The 23,453-nt window shown below is 40.7% G+C and carries 17 protein-coding genes and 1 tRNA gene; 13 read left to right on the forward strand and 5 right to left on the reverse strand.

Features of this window, described 5'->3' with window-relative positions; translation table 11 throughout:
- Window positions 1–66: 66 nt before the first annotated feature.
- From FUT79_RS11490 to FUT79_RS11505, 4 genes are all read right to left on the reverse strand, one after another.
- A complete protein-coding gene (locus FUT79_RS11490; protein WP_024753228.1) occupies window positions 67–1,386 on the reverse strand; it encodes a TRAP transporter large permease in 1,320 nt (439 codons plus the stop codon).
- Window positions 1,386–1,895, reverse strand: coding sequence for a TRAP transporter small permease (locus FUT79_RS11495; protein WP_002698583.1), 510 nt, complete (start codon window positions 1,893–1,895; stop codon window positions 1,386–1,388). Before FUT79_RS11495 ends, FUT79_RS11490 begins: the two co-directional genes overlap by 1 nt.
- Window positions 1,896–1,966: 71 nt before the next feature.
- Window positions 1,967–2,992 (reverse strand): C4-dicarboxylate TRAP transporter substrate-binding protein, encoded by a 1,026-nt coding sequence (locus tag FUT79_RS11500; RefSeq protein ID WP_024753226.1) that lies wholly within the window; start codon window positions 2,990–2,992, stop codon window positions 1,967–1,969.
- A 209-nt stretch (window positions 2,993–3,201) separates the two neighbouring features.
- Window positions 3,202–4,686, reverse strand: a complete 1,485-nt coding sequence (locus FUT79_RS11505) for a transposase (RefSeq protein ID WP_148889690.1) — start codon at window positions 4,684–4,686, stop codon at window positions 3,202–3,204.
- Window positions 4,687–5,286: 600 nt separating this feature from the next.
- Between FUT79_RS11505 and FUT79_RS11510 the strand changes: the two genes are divergently transcribed.
- From FUT79_RS11510 to FUT79_RS11525, 4 genes are all read left to right on the forward strand, one after another.
- Entirely contained in the window at window positions 5,287–6,120 is an 834-nt protein-coding gene (locus tag FUT79_RS11510) for an IS5 family transposase (RefSeq protein ID WP_231577656.1), read from the forward strand.
- A gap of 614 nt (window positions 6,121–6,734) precedes the next feature.
- Window positions 6,735–7,262, forward strand: a complete 528-nt coding sequence (locus FUT79_RS11515; RefSeq protein WP_024752201.1) for a hypothetical protein — start codon at window positions 6,735–6,737, stop codon at window positions 7,260–7,262.
- Between the two features lie 116 nt (window positions 7,263–7,378).
- Window positions 7,379–8,443, forward strand: coding sequence for a uracil phosphoribosyltransferase (locus tag FUT79_RS11520; RefSeq protein WP_024752202.1), 1,065 nt, complete (start codon window positions 7,379–7,381; stop codon window positions 8,441–8,443).
- A 30-nt stretch (window positions 8,444–8,473) separates the two neighbouring features.
- Window positions 8,474–9,274 (forward strand): tetratricopeptide repeat protein, encoded by an 801-nt coding sequence (locus tag FUT79_RS11525; RefSeq protein ID WP_052335658.1) that lies wholly within the window; start codon window positions 8,474–8,476, stop codon window positions 9,272–9,274.
- A gap of 51 nt (window positions 9,275–9,325) precedes the next feature.
- Here the strand turns inward: FUT79_RS11525 and FUT79_RS11530 are convergent, their stop codons facing one another.
- Window positions 9,326–10,966, reverse strand: a complete 1,641-nt coding sequence (locus tag FUT79_RS11530) for a RecQ family ATP-dependent DNA helicase (protein ID WP_249417361.1) — start codon at window positions 10,964–10,966, stop codon at window positions 9,326–9,328.
- 1,128 nt (window positions 10,967–12,094) lie between these two features.
- Here FUT79_RS11530 and ispE point away from each other — a divergent pair.
- From ispE to FUT79_RS11575, 9 genes are all read left to right on the forward strand, one after another.
- The gene (gene ispE / locus FUT79_RS11535; RefSeq protein ID WP_024752205.1) at window positions 12,095–12,967 is read left to right on the forward strand and encodes a 4-(cytidine 5'-diphospho)-2-C-methyl-D-erythritol kinase; all 873 of its coding nucleotides are present in this window, start codon (window positions 12,095–12,097) and stop codon (window positions 12,965–12,967) included.
- Between the two features lie 58 nt (window positions 12,968–13,025).
- Window positions 13,026–13,301: a septation regulator SpoVG gene (gene spoVG, locus FUT79_RS11540; RefSeq protein WP_002696684.1), complete on the forward strand. Its 276-nt coding sequence runs from the start codon at window positions 13,026–13,028 to the stop codon at window positions 13,299–13,301.
- Between the two features lie 116 nt (window positions 13,302–13,417).
- A tRNA-Gln gene (locus tag FUT79_RS11545) sits at window positions 13,418–13,490 on the forward strand.
- A gap of 123 nt (window positions 13,491–13,613) precedes the next feature.
- Window positions 13,614–14,249 carry a 50S ribosomal protein L25 gene (locus FUT79_RS11550; protein WP_148889691.1) on the forward strand — a complete coding sequence of 212 codons (636 nt, stop codon included), beginning with the start codon at window positions 13,614–13,616 and terminating at the stop codon, window positions 14,247–14,249.
- A 59-nt stretch (window positions 14,250–14,308) separates the two neighbouring features.
- The gene (tilS, locus tag FUT79_RS11555; protein ID WP_002696680.1) at window positions 14,309–15,667 is read left to right on the forward strand and encodes a tRNA lysidine(34) synthetase TilS; all 1,359 of its coding nucleotides are present in this window, start codon (window positions 14,309–14,311) and stop codon (window positions 15,665–15,667) included.
- 66 nt (window positions 15,668–15,733) lie between these two features.
- The gene (locus tag FUT79_RS11560) at window positions 15,734–17,770 is read left to right on the forward strand and encodes a hypothetical protein (protein WP_052812492.1); all 2,037 of its coding nucleotides are present in this window, start codon (window positions 15,734–15,736) and stop codon (window positions 17,768–17,770) included.
- Complete coding sequence (locus tag FUT79_RS11565) at window positions 17,757–19,463, forward strand: S1C family serine protease (RefSeq protein ID WP_024752207.1); 1,707 nt, start codon at window positions 17,757–17,759, stop codon at window positions 19,461–19,463. Before FUT79_RS11560 ends, FUT79_RS11565 begins: the two co-directional genes overlap by 14 nt.
- Window positions 19,464–19,476: 13 nt before the next feature.
- Window positions 19,477–21,282 (forward strand): translation elongation factor 4, encoded by a 1,806-nt coding sequence (lepA, locus tag FUT79_RS11570; protein WP_024752208.1) that lies wholly within the window; start codon window positions 19,477–19,479, stop codon window positions 21,280–21,282.
- Window positions 21,283–21,659: 377 nt separating this feature from the next.
- Window positions 21,660–22,913: an ISNCY family transposase gene (locus FUT79_RS11575; protein ID WP_148879628.1), complete on the forward strand. Its 1,254-nt coding sequence runs from the start codon at window positions 21,660–21,662 to the stop codon at window positions 22,911–22,913.
- Window positions 22,914–23,453 lie beyond the last annotated feature (540 nt).

The following is a 23,453-nucleotide window of genomic DNA, read 5'->3' on the forward strand; positions in this document are numbered from 1 at the left end:
TGCAAAAGAGGCAAAAAAAAGCTGCTCTGATTTTTAGAGCAGCTTTTGTAAGTTTATGCGTACCGGTTACATTGGGGCATGAATTGGCACATATCCGAAAAATTTAGGAATTGCAAGTGCAATCGATTCGGAGTATGTAACAAGAAGCAGCACAATAAGCAGGGCAACAATAAACGGCCAAACCTCTTTAATAAAATCTTGAAGCGTGCAGTTTACTATTGAACACACGGTAAACATCATTGAACCAAACGGCGGGGTGAGGCCTCCAATCATGATATTAACAATGATAACAACGCCGAAATGCAGGGGATCAACTCCGCGTGCAAGTACTACCGGAACAAGAAGCGGCCCTAAAATAACAAGCGCCGCTCCGCCCTCTATAAACATACCGACAATCAGTAACAATATGTTGATGACCATAAGTAAAACGAATTTATCCTCTGTCATGTACAATAGCATTTGAGTAACCATTTGAGGAATACGTTCGCTGGTCATGTAAAATCCGAATACCTTTGCAGAGGCAATTATCAGCATAACCGATCCCGTACTTTGCACGGTTTCTTTTAGAATAAGCGGAATATGTTTCCAGCTCAATTTTCGGTATGCCGTGATTCCGACAACAAGAGCAAACAACACCGCAACAGCACCGGCCTCCGTCGGAGTGGTAACGCCCATTCTCATTCCGAGTATGATAACAAAGGGAATAACAAGAGCAAAGCTTGATTTTAATATCTGCTTTCCGATTTCGACGATGCTTGCCATTCTGTCTCTTGTCGGTGCATAATTCCTTCTTGACGAAATAATGTATACCGTAATCATAAGCGAGATTGTCATTAAAATACCGGGTGTATATCCGGCAAGAAACATATCGCCTACCGCTACGTTTGCAATCATCGCATAGATGATCAGATTATTTCCGGGAGGAATAACGGGGCTTACCGCTGAAGATGCCGCCGTAACAGCGGAAGCAAAACCAATCGGAAAACCTTTTCGACGCATTGCGGGAATGAGTATTTTTGATTCCATTGCGGCATCAGCATTTGCAGAGCCGGTAATACCGCCCATTAAAGCGCTGAGCAAACAGTTAACTTGTGCAAGCCCGCCTTTTAAATGTCCTGCAAGCACTTCAGCCATATCCATCAGTTTATCACTTATCCCTGAATAGTTCATAACGGAACCGAGCATGATAAAAAAGGGAACCGCAAGATAGGGGAAGGATTCAACTGTCGTGATAAACTGTTGAACAACCATTGACATCGGAATTCCGGTATTGATAAATGCAAAATAATATAATGATGCACCGATTAAAGAAAGTGCAATCGGGACATTCAAAAAGAATAAAATAAACAAAATAAGTATAGGAAACATCGGTTGGAGAAAAAACATCAATCACGCTCCTGCGGTACAGTTTTATCGGCGGATTTTCCGGCAAGTCTTAAAATATTATGAACTAAATTAATAATCGCATAAAGAGAAATCATCATAAATGAAAGCGGAATGGCAACATTAAGCCACTTATATGAAATCTGCAAAGCTGCCGTAATTTTTTTTGAATTTATTACATAAATAAACGACATTGAGCACATCGCAATTGCAACAACAAAAACAAATAAATTGCTTATTAATTCTACAAGCGCGCGCATTTTACCTTTTGTTATTTGCAGCAAAAAATCAACACCCATAAGCATTTTATGTTTAAACGCTCCTGCCGCACCCAAAAAAATTGTCCAGACAAAGCCGATAACTGCAATTTCTTCCGCCCATATAAATGTGAATTTAAGTACATAACGGGTAAAAACATTGATTATAACCGTTATGACCGTAATCGCTATAAATACCCCTCCAAGATATAATTCAAAATTATCCCATAAATCTTTCTTATTCAGCTTCAACATAATCCCCCTTGAAATCTTGTGTATTTAGGCAGCGGGTTTTAAATCGAGACTGCCTAAATACGGTAATAAAACTATTTTTTCAGTGTTGCTCTGATTTTTGTAAGCTCTGCCTGAATCTGATCATAAATACCGGCAGTCCATTTTGGGAATTTGGTATATACGACTGCAGCTTTAGCGGCAAATGCCGGAGCATCAATTTCGTAAAAGTGTACGCCTTGCTCCTTTAAGTTTTCAGCGTAATCATCCTCAAGCGCAATAGTTTCTTTCAGATTATCATCGGTGCCTTTCTGAAACTCTTCGGTAAGAATCTGCTGCTGTTCGGCAGTAAGACTTTGCCAGCATTTTTCTGAAATAGTCACTGCTGAAACACCGAGTAAGTGACGGGTAAGAGAATACTCTTTTACGTTTTCGTATTGTTTTGTTCCCCAATACGTAAGAATTGAACCTTCGACCCCGTCAATAACGCCTTGCTGAATTGCGGAATAGGTATCAGGGTAGGGCATGGCAATAGGATTTGCGCCCATTGCTTCAAGCGTATACGTGTACAAGGGACTGGTAGGAACACGGATTTTCAGCCCGCGCATATCATCCGGCGTTTTAACCGGTTTTTTGAGCATCATACTGCGAAAACCGAATACCCAGTCAAGCGAAAGAATGCGAATACCGTGTTTTTCCACTGCTTCCTGCTTAAGCGCAGCTACCAAATCCGATTTTGTCATTGCAAGATATTCATCAAACGACGTATACAGAAAAGGTCCCGTTACCGCATCAAAATCCGGAACATAGTCCGCAATGAAGTTAATACCGTCAACTTGGATAACATCTCCGCCGTTTACAATAAGCTCCATGCCGTCCTTTCCATACGGATACGTACCGGATGTAAAAAGTTGTAATTCAAGAGTCCCGTTTGAACGGCTGTTTACACCCTCAACAACTTTTACAAGAGACTTTGCGGTTTGTTCATTATCAACAAACTTTGTAGTTACTCGGATAACTTTTTTTGTACCCGTAGTCGCGCCGTCATTTTTTGTACATGCGGTAATTGAAATCGCAACCGCAACAATCAACATCATTGCATAAAAAACAATCTTCTTCATCAAAACCTCCTAAAACCTATCGGTTTCTGTTTAATATACGGTTATTATAACACAGGTTTTTTGAATACGATAGAAAAAAATAGATAATTAATCGAAAAGACCTAAAAAATTTTTAACCAAACTATTATATACCGAGCTTTATTTTAAAAATTGAGAGAAAAATAAAAAGCTGTATTCCGCAGGAATTTTATTTTAATAACACAAACCCCTTAGTTTTTACGTAATAGATCGATTCCAAGGGTATCAAGGATACGTTGAGTTCTCTTTTGTATAGCTGACAGCTTGAAGCCCTGATTATCGCCGCTGTCAACAAGGTAGATATTCTTTGTAAGCTTCAAAACATCCGATGCCGAATACTGTTCATCAAGCTTTGAGTTCCGCAGTGCGTTTAACAATCCATAGTAGTACAAAAGACTGATGTGATTAACAAATGCCCAACCGCGAAAGTACTCATCCGTATGTGCATGTGATGCCGACTGAGATACACTGTTTTTCAGGTAGTCAAAACATTGCTCAATATCCCAGCGTTCTTTATAATTCATGTAGATATCCCTCGCGGATACATCAAGATTACTGCAAAAAGAAAAATAGCCCATTCTGATTTTCTTTAAAACATCTTTCGGCTCATGCGTGCGCTCACCATAAAACTTTTCAACTTTCTCTACATACTGACCGACCAATTCTGCCTTACGAGAATCGTCTCGATAGGTGTAGATAAAATTTCCTTTCGTACCGCTTGGTTTTTTACGAAACCAGATAGGCCGTTTGTTATATGTGAATACACCATCCCATTTGCTATCATCAGTATTCTCATAAAAAGCAGGCTCAACATTGACGGTATCTTTTCTAAGCGGCAAGATGAACTGAAGACCTGCATTCATAAGGGCCGCCAAATTTTCTTTGGAATAAAAGCCCTTATCCGCAATAATAATGCAATCTTTACAGCCGGCAGCATGTACTGTTTCCATGAAAGCGACTTTATCCACAATTGAACCCTGTAACACGCGGTAAAATACCGGTTTATGTGAATTTTTCTCAAAGACATACAGGATTCTCGCCTGTGTGCGGCGGCTGTGCTGAGGATTGTATCCTTTTGCCGCAAGGGAATCGGCAGAACGGGTGAAGATTGATGTGCTATCAAATAAAAGCGCGTTTGCGGGCATTACCTGATCCCTCATAAAGGCATCCGCTTGCTCCTGCAGCGAACCAAGGCGCGCAATGAACTTTCGTACGGAAGCTTCGGAAACAGCAATATCAGTGCATAGGGTACTCATATAGGAATCAAGGAACAGCGGTTGAATCATCTTAGCTGAGCAGATACTACCCACCAAGCGCAGCAGTGCTATCGTGCGGATTTCTCTGAAGATATCGGGAAAATGTTGTTTGAGTTTATCATTAAGTTCCGGTGTCAATTGCTGAAGTAACTCATACGCACCATAATTTTTTACCGTAGGTGCGACATCAGCAGTGCTGCGCATTTGCTGCATCAAACGAAGTCCGTTTGCGTTTGGAATGAACCCATCTGCTTCCGTGATTTTACCAATACTCTTGCCCGTGACTTTCTGCGCTCTGCCCTTTGCGCCATCCCACTTGGATGAGACTTGATACACATAGTAATAATTACCGATAAACCGAATTTCGACCGCCCCAAACTGAGTTGGACGAAATTGTTTAATTGATTGCGGAATACTCATAAAACGCCCTTTGTATTAACGTAAGTTAAATAGCAAAACTGCGCCCGTGCCGTATTTTTTTATTAAAAAAAGAGCCCGACACAACGGGTTAGTTTTTGCCGTCCGTGGCAAAAACTAACCCACGAGTTTTAAAGCTTTGCAAACTACTTTGCTTTAAAACATCGTTTCTGTTTGGAACCACCGCCGTCCGTGGCGGTTCTGAGTTTTTGCCGTCCGTGGCAAAAACTAAACCTGCGAGTTTTAAAGCTTTGCAAATAGTTTTGCTTTAAAACATCGCTGCTGCGTGGAACCACTGCCGTCCGTGGCGGTTCTGAGTTTTTGCCGTCCGTGGCAAAAACTAAACCTGCGAGTTTTAAAGCTTTGCAAACTACTTTGCTTTAAAACATCGTTTCTGTTTGGAACCACCGCCGTCCGTGGCGGTTCTGAGTTTTTGCCGTCCGTGGCAAAAACTAAACCTGCGAGTTTTAAAGCTTTGTAAACTACTTTGCTTTAAAACATCGTTTCTGTTTGGAACCACCGCCACGCCCTGATTTTTAGAATTCTTGAGGGTACCTCTAAAAACTCTTGAAAGAATGTGTAAAAATTTATTATAATTAGGGTATGAACCAAAGAGGCCTTTTTGACGAAGAAGATCGATTGCGAGTATTGAGTAATCTTGGCGATTGCTTAGAACGGTTAAACGAAAAAATTAATTGGGAACTATTTTTGCCCATCTTAAATAAAGCGCTTAAGAAATACCCGAAAGGACCGGGCGGTCGACCGCCATTTAATTTTTTGATGATGTTCAAAATTGTCATCCTACAGCGCATGTATAACATAAGCGATGATCAAACTGAATATCAGATAAATGATCGATTATCCTTTATGCGTTTTTTGGGAATAGGGTTAAAAGACAAAGTGCCTGACGCAAAAACAATTTGGTTGTTTAAAGAAAAACTAATAGAAGCAAAAGTATCAAGGAAATTATTTGACAAGTTCTCGAGGGAATTACAACGAAATAACTTAATCGGCAAAGAAGGAACAATCATTGATGCGAGGATCGTTGAGGTACCAATACAACATAATACGAGAGAGGAAAATGAACAGAGCGCTCGGGAAATACCGCAAGAGTGGAAAACAAAGAAAAATGGGGCAAAACTGGCGCAAAAAGACTGCGATGCACGGTGGACGCAGAAGAATAAGCAGTCTTTTTTCGGATATAAAAACCATGCAAAAGTAGATGCAAAAAGTAAACTCATTGTAAAAGCAACCGTAACCTCTACCAATGTTCATGATAGCCAAGAATTAAAAAACCTGATCACAAAAGAAGATACCATTATTTATGCTGACAGTGCCTACATCGGAGAAAAGATAGAGAAAGTTTTAAAACAGAAGAATATAGAAAATCAAATTTGCGAACGCGGAGCGCGTGGAAGAGAACTCACACAAGAATAGAAAATAAGCAATAGGAAAAAATCAAAAACAAGAGCACGTATAGAACACGTAATGCGCTGACAAATTCAATGCACGGTATTTACATCAGAACGATAGGGCTAACGCGGGCAACATTTACAATCACTATGATGAACTTAACCTATAACCTTTGCCGGTATTGTTATCTTAGAAAAGGACAATGAGGTTTTAGGGGGGGGGGGAGAATGCGACGAATGAGTTGCGTTGAAAAAAACCACCAAATAATTACGTCATTATAAAAGCAAATACTACGAAAACACCCGCTTGGCAACTTTTACACACTTAAAAACAGGGTTTTTAGAGGGAACCTTGATTAAATCAGTGCTGCGAGTTTAAAAGCTTCAATTTTATAATTTTGTATTGATGCTTTTAAACATCGTTTTGCATTATTCCGATTTTGCCGTCCGTGGAAATTACCATAGAGATGCTGACTCTACAAGCTGTTATTGTTGATGTTCCGATTAATCTTAACAATAATTACAAAACAATACACTACTGTAATGTTTACGATAATCGAAAAATTCCTTTTACGAAGCTTGCATTGAACAGTCTTTTTTGCTATACTGCTCGGCAGCACTACAAAAACGGAGTTTATTATGAAAAAACGAATGTTGATTATTATCGCATCTTTATTTCTTTTTTGCAGCACAGCGTTTGCAAAAATCGGAATCGGTCCCGAGCTCGGATTTTCCGGAACATATTATTATAGCGGCTACATAGGTCTTTCACTTAAACTTGAAAAGCCGAACCTTGTATTTACCGTCATGGGCGGAGGCGGCTATTGGGGCGGTACACTTGGATTAGCAGTTGATTATTGGTTCTTAAATAATAAAATTCAAGATCTTGAGAAGGGGGCTACCTTTAACTGGTATATCGGTGTAGGCGGAAAAGGCGCTGTTAATTTTTTCAATTATTATGGAGCAGCAACAAGTGCAGGCGGCTTAATTTTGGCACGCATGCCGGTAGGGTTTAATTTTTTTGTTTCACAACAAAAAATAGAGCCGTACATTCAGCTGGCTCTTGGTCTCGGTGTGGGTTTTTATCCGAAATATAAGTATGGTCGAACAAGCGCATATTTTGCTTGGGAAATTCCTCTTTCAATCGGTTGCAGATTCTGGATTTAATATTTTTGAACGCCCTTATTAGAGGGCGTTTTTTTTGGGTTGATAGATATCTCTAAAAACTCGGTTAGTTTTTACAGATTTAAAGATATTTTATTATCGGTGAGGTTTGGAGGCTTATGGAAAAGAACAAAACAAAGTTAATAATGGAAGCGGATGCTCTTGACGGCTATTTAACTGAAAAAGATGCTGCGTATTTAAAAAAAATGAATAGTTTATATGAATCGGCAATGCTTTCATTTAAACAGTTTGCAGATGGTGATGAAAAAACTGCGGAAAAAAATATTATTGCCGCCTATGATGAGATGGGACAGGTTATGCAGGAAATCTGCAAGGAAGTGTCTTCGCTCAAAGTTTATTCATTTGAAACTCAACATGAAAACCACGCCGAAGCTTCACGAGTAATTGCAAAATTACGCAATATCAATACCGGGCATAACGAATTTATTTATTATACGCAAAGAGCCTTTGAAATGCTTTTTAAACTTGCGTATCGAGGAAAACACGAAGATAGAAAAAATTATCTTATTTCAAAAACGCCGGTAACCGACCCTGTGCAAAACTATGCAGTACATAAAATTACCGATATCGATTATAAAATCGAAAACACGGTCCAATGCGTAATGCTGCGCGGAGCTTTATTACCCTCAATGATTGTTTCAAAAGAAATTGAAGAATACTCTTCTCACGGATATGTAACTCCTTTTGCTTTTTTTAAAATCAACCGTAATGATACTCGCCAAGAAAATAACATGCAGTATATTCTTGATTTGAATAAATCCTATTTTTCTCTTGAAGACCTTGACGGGAAAGATCTCATTTTTGCGGATCCGATGAATGCTACAGGTGGCAGTTTGGTAACGGTTGTAAAATATTTGCAAAAACAAGGCGTAAAGCCAAAGTCAATTAGCTGTTTCCATGTAATTTCCGCATTAAAAGGCGCTCTTCGTATTGCCCGAGCTCTTGATAACTGTACCATTTATACGTTATGGATGGATCCGGTTTTAAATGAAGCTGCTTATATTATGCCTGGCTTAGGCGATGCGGGAGACCGATTAAACGGCATAGATACCCACGAACATCCGCGAAACATTATTCAGCTGCTTGCTGATTACGGTGCAAATATTGCCGGCTTGTACCGCTCTCAAATTCGAAAAATTGAAGAAACAGTATTGGGAACATAAGCATATTGTGAATTTACACTGAGGAGTAAAATGTATAAGATTTTTGCAGTTATGATTTGTATCGGAAGTTTTACCTGCCTATATGCAAAAGGAAATGCGGATGCTATTCCCGCAAAAGAATTTTTTGATATTGCGGAATCATATGAAGAGCTCAAAAAATATGATAAGGCAATAGAGTATTATGCATTGGTGGCAAAAACTAAGGAGTTTAAAAATGCGGCCGAGTATAGTATTGCCCGCGTGTACGGCTTGCAAAAAAACTGGAGCGCATCGGCTGCAATCCTCAAAAAGCAACATAAAGCGGCGCCGGAAAATATTCAAATCGCAACTGCCTATGCCTATGCGCTTGCCGCATCGGGGCAAAATAAGCAGGCTTTGGCAATGTATAAATCCCTTTACGATTCCGATACCGAAAATCCTGAAAAAGCTATGAATTATGTTCGGATGCTTATCGGCACAAAAAATTATACGGAAGCGGAAGACTTGCTTAAAACTCTCACAAAAGAGTTTGAAGGGAGTGAGGAAATAAAAACTTTGCATGAACTTTCTGAAAAACTTGAAGCATTAAAAAATCCGCCAAAAGAAAAAAAAGAAGATTCCAAGGACAAAAAGCAAGACGAACAAAAACCGGATTCCGATATAAAGCAGAAAACTGAAAAAACTTCTTCCGAATCAAATCCGCACGATGCGCAAAAATCCGGTAAACAGGATAAAGAAAAACAAAATGCCGCCGTAAATAAAAAGCAGGACAAAAACGCGCCCGCTATCGAATCTAATCAAAAACAAGAAGATAAAAAGCCCGCCCTTGATGCCGACAAAAAAAAGGAATGAACAAGACGGATGTTCTGCAAATTCTCGTACCGATAAAATAAGAAATACTTTTTAGCTTTTTGGTTTGGAAGAGGCAAGCGTAAGTTTTTTCTTTCGAAAAAAAGAATCGGATTCTTTGAGAATATTAGTATTAATCAATTCAGTAATTAAAAACTTAAAATCTTTTGCAGTCCAATATTTTATGCGAGTTTTTAACTGGTCAACCAACTCCTCCGAAGTATAAAGGAGATTATTTTTTTGCACAAAATTGCAAAGGGCTTTTTCATCCGCGCAAAAAAAATTTGCAGTGCCATTGCACACATCGCAGCCGGCACAGGCAATTGTCTCGTCCCCCGGATTGAGGGCAACCGCATTTTTTTCTCCAAGTGCATGCAGCAATACTGTTCTACGACAGCGCTTGCTTTCGGCAAAATCCCGTAAAACCATTGAGCGCTGTTGCTGCGTTTCTGACATTGTGGCAAGCTTTTCGGAATCTTTCGGGCTCCATAAAAGTACCGCCTCTGCGGCTTCCCGGTCGCGCCCGCCTCGTCCGGCTTCTTGCACATATGATTCCGCAGTGGGAGGAGGGTCAAAGTGAATTACGGTTCGTACGTTTTTTTTATCAACTCCCATTCCCCACGCGCAAGTTGTTACCAGAATTGCGGAATCATGAGTATGAAACCATTGCTCAACTTCGGTTTTTTCTTCCCGCTGCAAGCCTGCATGATAAAAACGAATGTTTTTATCATGCAGGGTGTTTCGTAAAAAAGCGGCAATGCGTTCTGTTTCCTTTCGTGTTGCACAAAAAATCACTAAAGGTCTTTTTCGAATTTCAAGCTCCGCAAGAAGAGCCGGCTGCTTTACTCTGCAATGCCGAACTGCATAGCTAATGTTCAGGCGGTCGGACTCTCCCCGGACGATATGCGCTCGTCCCTCAAAAAGAATTTCGGAAATGCGCGAAAGCACTGCATCTCCGGCAGTAGCGGTGAATGCAGTAACAGCCGGAGGGTTAAGCTTTTTGATAATTGAAGCAAGCTCAAGGTAAGCGGGACGGAAACTGTCGCCCCACTCACTGACGCAATGCGCTTCGTCAATCGCAAGATGTGCAATACCGATTTTTTCAATTTCATTAAGTACCTGTCCCGCTAAAAGAATTTCAGGATTTGCAATAATAAGTTTTGCTTTTTGATGTCCGTTTTCGCCTTTAAGTAAGGAAAAATTATGCTGGCGCTCTTCAGGGGTTTGTCCGCCGCGAAAAAGAGCGGGCTCAAGTCCTGCTTCCTTTAACCGCCGATACTGGTCTTGCATTAAAGCAAGTAAAGGATAAATAACCAACGTCGGTTTATCCAGCAACAAAGCAGGAACTTGAAAGCAAAGTGATTTGCCCGCTCCGGTAGGCAGAAGGACAATTTGCCTGCCGCGCAAAATGCCGTCTTGGTCATAACGTTCAAAATTTTCGCAATCAGCGTCCGGATCTTTATGGGAATTTGTTTTTACTTGCTGCTCTATTGATTCTTCCGCACGGATTGCATCAAGTATATTTGCAATCGCAAGCCGCTGCCAGGGAAATAAAGTGGAAATTCCGAAAACAGTTTCAGCACAGAGCGCAACAGCATCAAAACTTTTTCCCAAGCTATATGCGGGATTATCGGAATCAACGTGCGGACAAATATCTCCTTCCTCAGCGAAAAAAGGTTCCGCAAAAGTTTTCATTTTTATCGGGTGTTCTTGCATATACTTATTATTAAAATAAAAATTCAAATCGGCAAAAAATTGTATAAAAAGAGTTCGACACAACGGTTTCATTTTGACGTCCGTGTCAAAATGAAACCTACGAGTTTTAAAGCTTTGTAAACTGCCTTGCTTTAAAACATCGTTTCTGTTTGGAACCACCGCCGTCCGTGGCGGTTCTGAGTTTTTGACGTCCATGTCAAAACCAAAACCTGCGAGTTTTAAAGCTTTGTAAACACTCTTGCTTTAAAACGTCGCTGCTGCTTGGAACCACCGCCACGCCCTGATTTTTAGTATTCTTGATTAAATCAGTGCTGCGAGTTTAAAAACTCCTATTTATGTCGGTGCGGTAGTTTTTAAACATCGTTTTACATTGTTCTGATTTTGCCATCCGTGGCAAAATGAAACCTGCGAGTTTTAAAGCTTTGTAAACGGCCTTGCTTTAAAACGTCGCTTCTGTTTGGAACCACGGGCGTCCGTGCCCGTTCTGAGTTTTGACGTCCTTATCAAAACCAAACCTATGAGTTTGAAAACTCCGAGTACGCTGTGGTAGTTTTCAAACTCAATTCTGTGTGGAACCACCGCCGTCCGTGGCGGTTCTGAGTTTTTGCCGTCCATGGCAAAATGAAACCTGCGAGTTTTAAAGCTTTGTAAACGGCCTTGCTTTAAAACGTCGCTTCTGCTTGGAACTACGGGCGTCCGTGCCCGTTCTGTGTTTTGCCGTCCATGGCAAAACCAAACCGTCTGCTTGGAGCCACCGCCATGCTCTGATTTTTAGTATTCTTGATTAAATCAGTGCTGAGAGTTTAAAAGCATCAATAAGAAATTGTAAAATTGAAGCTTTTAAACATCGTTTGAATTTGTTCTGTTTTTGACAACGGTGGGTAAGTTTACCATAGGAATATTGAATCTGCACGCACGTCATTGCCAACACCCCAATCACATGCCAGCAAATTAATTACATCCCAGTCGAAAAAAAATACACACGACTTGAATTTACAGATTCCACAGTCAAGCGAGAATAAACTCTTGCAACCCCGTAATAAGGGTAAAAATTTCCGAATATAATGAATTGACATTTTATTTGTTATTCGGTATACTTATTCAAACATGACGACTGATGCAATTAGTCTTTTCGCAAATGCAAAGATTAATCTTCATCTGGAGGTTCTTGGTCTTAGACCGGACGGTTATCATAACTTGCTAAGTATATTTCAGCGGATCTCTCTTGCTGATACCCTTACGGTTATAAAACGTCCCGAAAAGAAAGGCTGTACCGTATTTTCTCCGTTAATGGATTTACCGAAAGAAAATACTTTAACACGTACTTATGAGCTTTTTAAACAAGCGACGGGTATCGGCTCAGGTGTGGATATATATTTATTAAAACATCTTCCTGCAGGATCAGGATTAGGAGCCGGTTCTTCAAATGCCGCAATGTTATTGCTGGGGCTGGATGAACTTTTTCAGGCTGATTTAACTGCCGAGCGATTAAAAACAATTGCGTTAGGCGTTGGAAGCGATGTTCCCTTTTTTTTAGGGAATAGCGCGGCAATTGTTTCCGGGCGCGGTGAGGAAGTATGTCCGCTTCAGTCAAGGGTCGATTGTTTTGGTCTTTTAATCTGGCCGGGTGTTTGTAGTTCAACTGCGGAAGCGTTTAATCTTATTGATGCAAGGTATAATTACGAAAGTTATGATAGAGATAAGAAGTTTACGGATAAAAACAAGCTTGTTTCGGCGTATGCCTTGGATTTTAAGCATTGGCGCTTTTTTAACAGTTTTGAAACGGTGCTGCAGGATAAATATCCTGCTATCCGAAAGGCAAAAGATGATTTAATTCATTCGGGGGCGACCTTTTCAATGATGAGCGGAGCAGGTTCTTCAGTATTTGGTTTATATCAAACGGAAGAACAGGTAAAAATGGCGTACAACATGCTTTCAAAGCAATGGAATTGGTGCCAAATGTTTGTTATGCTTGCTTAGTTTATATTAGGGATGTCGAAATACTGGCTCTGCAAATAGTAATTGAAGGGGGCTCGAAATGAAGGTAACAGATGTTCGGATACGAAATGTAAACACGGAAGGGAAGCTTAAAGCTTACGTAACCGTCACTTTTGATGACTGTTTTGTTCTGCATAATGTCAAGATAATTGAAGGCAAAACAGGGCTTTTTATCGCAATGCCAAGCAGAAAAGTGCGCTCAGGAGAGAACAAGGATGTAGGTCATCCTATTTCACCTGAGTTCAGAGCGGAAATGCAACGCGATATTCTTGCCGCATATGAAAAGACTCTTGAAGCGGAAAAGGGAGAGATCTAAGTTATAATTAAAAATAATTATGGCATAGAAAAAACCGAATCTTGAATAAATACAAATAAAGCTCTGTGTGAACGGAACTTTTAAAAAATTTTATAATCCGTACTTGATGCGGTTATTGGGACGTCGGCAAGTGGTAAGCCAACGGCTTTTGGTGCCGTCATTCCGTAGGTTCGAATCCTACCGTCCCAGATATGGAGGAAACCTCCAAGGCTGTTTTAAGCGTTTTATTTTAATCTTCTGTAAATATACCGTAATTTTACATTGTATATCACTACGGAAGATCCTTTTTATTTTATGAGGAGTTCTTTAGTTATGGGTCAGAGAATATTAAGCGGTCGGCGCAGAACCGGCTTGGGAAAGGCTGCTGCTGCACGATGCCGTCGAGAAGGACGTTTACCTGCTGTTATGTATGATAGATTTGGAAAGTCCATTCCTATTGATGTTTCTCAATACGATTTTTATAAGTTGTTTAGGAATATTACCGAAAGTACCATCATAACCGTTAAGCTTGATGATAAAGATGAGTTTGAGGTTTTTGTAAAAGACTATCAACATAATATTATTACCGACACAGTTGAACATGTAGACTTTTACGAAGTTGAACGAGGAAAGGTGCTTCGTACAAAAATACAACTACGCCTTTCAGGTTCTCCGGAAGGAGTTCGACAAGGAGCGGTACTTGAATCGGGACTTACAGACATTGAAGTGGAATGTTTACCGAAAGATCTTCCTGAACGCATTATCGTAGATGTAAGCAAGCTGGATTTAAATGAGGCTTTGCATGTCCGCGATATAAAAGTACAGGGAGAAGTAAAAATTCTTACCGATCCTGATTTACCTGTCGCGACCCTCAAATTCGTACATGTTGACATACCTGAGACAACCGAAGGAGAAGGCGAAACAGAAGAAAAAGCCGATTCAGCAACTACTGAAAAAACTGCTGAGTAAATACCGGGACCGCAGCATTCAACTGTATAAAGAACCTGCATGCTGCGGCATACTCTCCTATGGCAGACAGTCTCTTAGATGCCGTTCTACAAAATCTTTCCTCGATTCTTAAAGTAAAAAAAACTTATCGCCTGCTTATTGCTGTTTCAGGCGGTGCGGATTCTCTTGCTTTATTAACAGCTCTGCACACAATTAATACCGATTTTAATCATAGACTTTTTGTAGTAACCGTCAATCATAATATTCGTGAAAAAAATGAGACAAAAGCGGATGCCGACTTTGTTTCTTCTTTTTGTGCGCATTTACAGCCGCCTGTTCCTTGTATAGTAAAAACAATTCCGGCAGGCAGCGTAAAGGAGTTGGCATCTATCCGTAAAACAGGTACTGAAGATGCTGCTAGAATACTGCGGTACCGCGCCTTTGAAGAAGCCGCAATAGAAGTTTCTGCGGATTTTATTCTCACCGCGCATAACAAAAATGATATGTACGAAACAATTCTCATGCGATTGTTTCAAGGAGGCAGCCCAAAAAGCATTGCAGGAATTCCGCTTGTCCGCGGAAAATACCTACGCCCCCTTCTTACTGTCGAAAGAGCCTCAATAGAAGCATTCTTACGCCAACGTAATATTTTTTGGCGTGAAGATAAAACAAACTTTGAACAAGTATACCTAAGAAACAAGATCCGACACACCCTCATTCCGGTCTTACACAGTGTTTTTGTCGGATGGCAATCAGGACTCGATACCGCAATAGCACGCATCAAGGCGGATTCGGATTATTGTGATACCCTGTTAGAAAAAAAACAAAAAAAAGCAAATAAGTTTTGGCAAAAATACAGGGACGCCTCACTTTCTCTTGACTATGCTTTTTTTACCTCGTTCCCGCTTCCGCTGCGCATTCGTCTTATACAGCAAGCGTGTAATCTTTTAGAAATACACAAAAGAATCCCCTTTGCCTCAATTCAACGACTCGCACTATATTCCGGCAAGAAAACCGTGCAAACGTCTGGTATCAAACTCTTCCGTGAAAAAGATCTCCTCATTTTTTCAAAAGCCGACACTCATATTGCCCATAGTCAAAAAATGGGCTATCTTTTATGGATAGAAAAGACAGGAAACTATAAAAGTCCGATCGGAATTTTTGAGATACGAAAAAAAAGCACAGGCATTTTTATTTTTCTTAATCCAGATTATGAAGGCATCGGCCCCTTTCCACTTCCTCTTTGTATACGGTCATGGCTTGAAGGAGATATGCTTACGATAAAAGGCGGTAAAAAAAGTATAAAAAAATTGTTTACCGAATGGACTGTAAGCTTAGCTCATAAAGAAAATATGCCGATTATAGAAGTAAGGGGAACTGTCCGTGCGATATATGGAAAACCCTTCGGATATAAAAACCGGTTTTCGGAAAACAACTGATGTTTAAGCAAAAAACAGTTGTCAACATATTAACCGGCTTTTGTCATAATTCTAATGGAGCGATTAATGAAAAGGTTATTGCGATCGGTTTTTGTTGTATTTTTTATACTAGGTATATCTTTTGTTTCTGCACAGGATTCCGCACAAGCAGTCAATGCGGCGGCGGCATTAAAACATCTTCAGTCTGCAGCGGAAAACTGCGCACAGCAGAAATGGCAAGAAGCATTGTTTCAGGCACAACTTGGTTCAGTATACGATGCAAAACTTGCCGATTTGCCGTATATTGAGGCTCTTTGTTATACAGAGCTTGGCTATACCCGTGCTGCGGCTATTGAACGCGCTGAACTTGCCTCCTCTCTCGGTATGATGTGGCGCCTTTACGATGCCACCGCAATCAATATTCTCCTTGCAAAATTATACACCGAAACACTGAGATACGATGAGGCGTTAGCCGTACTTGCAGATATCCCCTACCCTTCCGCAGACAGCGATTTTTATACTGCAGTTGCCCTTTACGGACTCAAACGTTTTTCGCAAGCAGAGGATGCCATTGTATCTTCTCTTAACCGATGGGCATTTGATTCCCGTTTCCCTAAACTGTTTTTTTTGCAAGAAAAAGATCGGACACCCTCAGCAAAAGCAAAAAGGATTGCATCCGATATCATCAGTAAATTATACGTTTGGCAAGATTCCGACCCCGAAGTATTATTGTATGCGGTTGACTTTGAGCCGAATACAAAAGAAGCGGTGCGGAAACTCAAAATCTACTTAAACATGTATGCCCAAAACAACAGCACACAAGAGCCGTATGCACAGGCATTTTCTATTCTTGCCGCCTTAAAATACGGCATTATCAATGAAAAAACAGCGGTAGAGCGATTTTTCAACCTCACTCTCCCGTTTAAATTTGCCGATTCACAAGAAACACCCTATCGATTCTTTTTTACCGACCTTTTAGTTGACTTTTGTAAATTGATAGGAGATTCTAATTTACGAAAGCAAATGGCAGCAGATCTTTCAACCTTTAACGGCGTACTCGTTACCGATGACAACAGAGACGGCATTATTTCGTCAAAAATATTATACACTTCGGGCAGACCGCAATTAGCGGAATTTGATACCGATCAGGATGGTATTGCCGAATATACAATAGATGCTTCTTACGGAACTCCTACAAAAATTATAGGAAAAGCAGGAGCATACGAGGTAGACTACGATACGTATCCTTGGATCAATACCGTAAAAACAAAAAAAGGCGTGTATACTTTACGCCCCGTATCTTTTGCATGGAAACCGGTAGAACAACGCTCTCTCAATATAAACCTATTTTCTTTAACAAAAAAGTATACCGACTTTTTTACTCTTAAAACAAAAAATGTATCCGGTTTAAGCGAGCGGGAATTAATTTTTGCGGCAGCGTATTATGAGTATTCCGATGATATGATCGAAGGCGCAATAACAAAAACATATTTTGATAAAGGAGTGCCGATATCATCAGAAACACGGATAAACGAAATTCCTTACTCGGTTTTATATTATGTCAACGGCAGGCCTTCTCAAAAAAAGATTGACCGCGATGGGGACGGCTATTTTGAAACAATTGAAAAGTATTCACCAAAGGGCAAGCTCCAAATAGTTCTCACCGATATTAATAAAAACAAACTCTATGAGTACTCGGAAGAATATCTTACCAACGGGGATATTACAAAAAAATGGGATAACGATGAAGATGGAACTCCTGAAATCGTATACACTCAATTTAAATCCGGAAATGCACAATGTAGGTGGACACATCCGGTTACCCGTCAAAAGGTTATCGTTGAATATAAACAAACCATTCCCGCAAAATTAACCGCAAATGACAAAGCAGAAGCGATTATCAAAGATACAAAATTTCCTCTGTATTGGATTCGAAAGCCGCCCGTTTTTTCGGAAACAATTACAAAAAAAATATTGGAAGTATTTAACGAAACCAAAGCTCCGGTTGTTTCATATTTTGTTGAAGTAAACACCGTACCGTTTTTTGCGGTGCGATCGGGAGGATATATTTTTGTTGAGCAGCTTGAAGAAATGCAGAACGAGCCGGATAATGACAAAATATAAGCGCAACATTCTATCGGTTTTTTTTTGCACCGTATTGATTATTTCTTGCAAAAATTTCGATACAGTACAAAGCACCGGAGATTTTTCAAAAACCGCAAGCATCAACTATGAAATTTCACTTGCGCGAAAAAACTTTGCCGATAAGCCCTTGCAGGGGCTTTGCCGCGCCAAAGTTTTATTGCAAAACACATCCGATAATGCCGATGTTTTAAACTTATACCGCGATGCGGTGCAAAATGCGCAAAAAGCCTTTCTGAGCGCAGCAGAAAAAAAAGATTGGTACACTGCGCTGATTTTTTATCAATCCTTGCAGAGTCTTGGAGAAGCGCCGCAAAATTGGACAGAGGAAAAAATACGCACTGCACAAAAAGCAACATGGAAAGAATTACACCGCGATATTCTATTAGAGATTTTTGAAGATACAAAAGCAACTCCGCAAGATGAGGCACCCTCAATTCAAACCGTTGCAAAAATGATAAAAGGAACTACAACCGTTTGGGTTGATAAAGGAATACGAGTTGAAAAAGGCAGAGGCTTTTCCGACAAGATACTCGGCTCCGGTTTTTTCATCGATAAACGAGGATATTTTATCACTAATTATCATGTAATTCAAAGCGAGGTAGACCCAGAATACGAGGGGTACTCAAGGGTGTATATTAAACCATCCGCAAATAAGAATGTAAAAATTCCTGCAAAAGTAATTGGCTGGGATTCTATTTTTGACCTTGCGCTATTAAAAACCGAAATTGAACCCGAGGTTGTTTTTAAACTCGGCTCATCCGAAGGCTTAAGCATCGGCAGTAAGATTTACGCAATCGGCTCCCCTGCGGGACTGGATAAAACCCTGACTTCAGGAATTGTATCTGCTAAAAACCGCAAACTGTTTTCTCTCGGTGATGCGCTGCAAATTGATGCTTCAGTAAATCCCGGCAGCTCAGGCGGGCCGATTGTCGATGAAAAAGGAAATGTGCAGGCAATTGTTTTTGCAGGGCTTGAATCGCTTGAAGGACTTAACTTTGCTATTCCGGTTGAATTTCTCAAACTCATTCTGCCCGACTTATACCGCGGCGGAAAAGTTGAACATTCATGGCTCGGTGCATTCGGGCAAGTATTGGCGCCAAGAGCCTTGTCGAACACAAAGGGGGTTAAGCTGCTGTATACAATTCCCGGCTGCCCCGCCGCACTTGCAATAGTTCCCGAACAAAGCATTATCACCGCTATAAACGATACCCCGATTGATACAATCGAAAAACTGCAGCAAGAGCTTTTACATTACAGCCCCGATACAATCATCAAAATATCGGGTTATGCGCTACAGGATAAAAACAAACCCGACACTATAGACTCGTATGTAAAAAAAGACTGGTTTGTACAAACAGCTGCCCGCCCCGAATTTCCGGTAAAACTTATTTACGAAAAAGACCTATCATATCGTGCGTTCACGCCGCTGTTCGGATTTGAATTTGGCTCAACCGGCAAAAAAAATACTTATCGCGTTGAGCGAATTGTTTCCGGAACCTTTGCGGACGAAAACGAATTTACACAAGGAGACGTGATAGAAATTCAAAGAGTGCGAATAAATGAAGAAAACAAAGTAGTTATTGCGGATGTGTATGCGAAACGCAGAAAAGCGGGTTATTTTGATAGCTTCATGCAGTTCGGGCAGTATCTGGACAACCCCCTGTTTTTTTAATATAGTATGACCCATGTTTAATCCCGATAACATTCGTAATTTTTGTATTGTCGCTCATATTGATCACGGAAAATCCACCCTTGCAGACAGACTTATTGAAAAAACAAAGGCTGTTTCGGAGCGAGCCCAGCGGGCGCAAATGACCGATGATATGGATATTGAACGAGAGCGCGGCATTACAATCAAAAGCCATGCGGTGCGCATCCCTTATACGGCTCAGGACGGAAAAGCATACATACTCAATTTTGTCGATACGCCCGGACACGTGGATTTTACCTACGAAGTTTCCCGCGCTATTGCGTCATGCGAAGGTGCTATCTTAATTGTGGATGCAAGTCAGGGAGTTGAATCTCAAACGCTTTCAAACATGTATCTTGCGCTTGAACACAATTTGGAAATTCTTCCCGTTATCAACAAAATAGATTTACCTGCGGCGAACATCCCGGAGGTATTGCATCAAATCGATCATGATTTAGGACTTGATTCTGAGCAGGCTGTGCCGGTATCCGCAAAAACGGGACAAAACATTGACGCACTTTTTGAAGCGATTGTAACCCATTTTCCGCCGCCCACCGGTTCGGATAATAATCCTTTACAAGCACTCATCTTTGACTGCAACTACGATCCGTATCGAGGTGTTATTATTCATGTACGCGTGTTTGAAGGCGTTTTAAAACCGGGAATGACCATACGTTTTATGAATAACAAAGCCGAGTATAAAATTGAAGAAACCGGTGTGTTTGTTTTTGCGCTGGTTGCAACCGAGTGTTTGCATGCAGGCGAAGTCGGTTATATTATCGCAGGCATAAAAACCGTTTCAGATGTAGGCGTCGGCGATACCATTACCGATGCAAATGCTCCCTGTGCGGAACCCTTAGCGGGTTTTAAAGAAATAAAGCCGGTGGTTTTTTCGTCTGTGTATCCGGTTGACACCAATGATTACGAAGAGCTGCGGGAATCTTTTGAAAAATTAAAACTAAACGATGCAAGTCTTTCATGGGAAAAAGATTCATCGCTCGCTTTGGGACACGGGTTCCGCTGCGGTTTTTTAGGACTTCTCCATCTTGAGATTGTGCAGGAGCGATTAGAGCGAGAGTTTGACCAGTCGGTTATTTTTACCGCCCCCTCTGTGCGCTACCAAATTCATTTGCGCAGCGGAGAAACTATCATTTGTGATAACCCCGCGGATTATCCCGATGAAACTAAAATAGCATCCGCCGATGAGCCGTATATTAAGGCAATGGTTATTACGCCTACCGAATATCTCGGAAACATTATGAGCCTTTGTATGGAAAAGCGCGGTGTGCAAGCCGGTATGAATTACCTTGACGAAAAGCGCGTAGAAATGATATACGAAATGCCGCTCGCCGAAGTGCTTTTTGATTTTTACGATCGGTTAAAAAGTGTCAGCCGCGGTTATGCGTCATTTGATTATGAACTCATCGAAATGCGTCCCACCGATTTGGTAAAGATTGATATTTTAATAAACGGAAAATCCGTTGACGCCCTTGCGCAGCTTGCCTACCGCCCGAATGCGTATAAAAAAGCATCGCACGTATGCGCTCAGCTCAAGGAAGAAATCACTCGTCAGCAATTCAAAATCGCCATCCAAGGCGCCATCGGCAATCAAATTATTTCGCGCGAAACAGTCAATGCTCTGCGCAAGGACGTGCTGGCAAAATGCTACGGCGGCGACATTACCCGCAAACGAAAACTTCTGGAAAAACAAAAAGAAGGCAAAAAGCGCATGAAGATGATCGGCGATGTTGAGCTGCCGCAGTCCGCCTTCCTTTCCGTATTAAAAACAAATACCGATTGAGCAAAACTTCTCCTGTAATATGCATCACAGAAACATTTTATAATTAACTTGCTGTTATACAAATCGGAGCACCACAATAAGGGCTTAGGAATTCAGCATCACTATGGTAAGTTTACTCACCGTTGTCAAACTCAAAACGGGCACGGGCGCCAATAGTTCTAAACAGAAACGATGTTAAATCTCTTTATACAAAAAAATATATTCTTACTTGATAAATAAAATATTTCTGATAAACTATGTATAGCGTTTAATCAAGTTTATAAAAAATTTTTTGTCTTTAATCTGTGATAATTTCACCCCTATAAGTTTTCAATGAATATTTCGCCCCTATATTTTACCGAGGTGAAATTATTGACTTATTACATTACACTGGAGGAATGAAATTATTTATGAGCATTGATCAAATTACACGAGGACATGTTATCGCCAACTGCTTAGAAGGGAGATGTACGGTACAACAGGCTGCGCTTCGATTAAACCTTTCACGAAGACGCGTACAGCAATTAAAAAAGGCGTTCAAAGAAAAGGGTTTAGCAGCAATGCTGCATGGCAACAGTCAGCGTCCCTCTGCAAAGAAGACCTCGAAAGAAATTGAGCAGCGATTACTTGCGCTGCGAAGCGATCCCGCATTGTCAAAAAGCAATTTTTTGCATTTTCATGAAATAGTAACTGAAGAATATCAATTGCAGCTGTCATATTCGACTCTGCGCCGTATTCTGTTATCACATGGAATTTATTCACCAAAGAAAAGACGAACACGAAAGAAGGTGCATAAAACGCGCGAGAGAAGAGCTTGCTTCGGAGAGCTGTTGCAAGTGGACGCAACCCCGTTTCCTTGGTTCGGCGGGAAAGAAAAATCCGCATTACATGCTTTTATTGATGATGCGCGCGGAATGATTACCGGTCTTTATTTATGCAAAAACGAGTGCCTGCTCGGATATTTAGAAGTTCTGCGGCAGACACTCGAAAATTACGGACTCCCTGCCGCTCTTTATCCGGATAAGTGTAGCGTTTTTTTTGTTAATGCAAAAAAACAGTTATCCATTGAGGAGCAATTACAAGGAACCAAGGAACAAGTAACACAATTCGGCAAAATTATCAAGTACTTAGGAATCGATATGTTCCCGGCTCATTCATCACAAGCAAAAGGACGTGTTGAGCGATTATGGCAAACTTTACAAAGCCGACTCCCTGTTGAATTTGCACGACGCGGAATTACAACCATAGAGCAAGCAAATCAATTCTTAAAAGAGTATATCGGTATTTTCAACAAACAGTTTGGTGTTCCTGCCTGCGATTCATATTCAATGTTTGTACCGACGCCAAAAACACTCGATCTTGATAAACTGTTGTCATCGGTTATTACGCGCAAACTTTCAAGCGGATCTACCATCTCAATCAAAAACCATTTGTTTAAAATTGAGCAGAATAAATTCGGCGCAGGCACAATGGTAAATGTATTGATTTCCCAAAAGCATGGTATACGCGCTTTAATACATGATGAATTCTATCCGATTGTACCGCTCGATGATATATACCGAACCGATACGGTTGGACGAACCGGAGACCTGCCTCAAGTAGTTATTGACTTGATTTATGAATTCTTACTTAAAGATGCAAAAGCAGGATAACTCGATGTGTTAAGGGGTGCAATTTTCATTGCAAAATTAACCCCCTTTAGGGGTGAAATATTCACTGGTTATTGACACACGTACTGTTTAAAAACAATTGCACCGTTATATACCGGAATGTTTGTCAGGTTTGTATTTTTAATATACTATTCAACCTCAAAGGTTTACTTGCGTTGCCGGCACTACTGTAGCGTTTTGTAATTAAGTTCCTGTTATAAAAATAGGAGTATCAACAATAAGGGGCTGCGGATTTAAGCATTCCTATGGTAAATTGCTCACCGTTGCGCCGTGTCGGACTCAGAACCGCCACGGATGGCGGTGGCTCCATGCAGAAACGATGTTTTAAAGCAAAGTAATTTGTAAAGCTTTAAAACTCGCAGGTTTGGTTTTGACATGGACGTCAAAACTCAGAACCGCCACGGATGGCGGTGGTTCCACGCAGAAACGATGTTTTAAAGCAAGACTGTTTGCAAAGCTTTAAAACTCGTGGTTTAGTTTTTGACAAGGACGTCAAAAACTAAACCGTTGTGTCGGACTCTT

It is taken from the genome of Treponema phagedenis, assembly GCF_008153345.1.
Taxonomy (GTDB): Bacteria; Spirochaetota; Spirochaetia; order Treponematales; family Treponemataceae; genus Treponema; species Treponema phagedenis.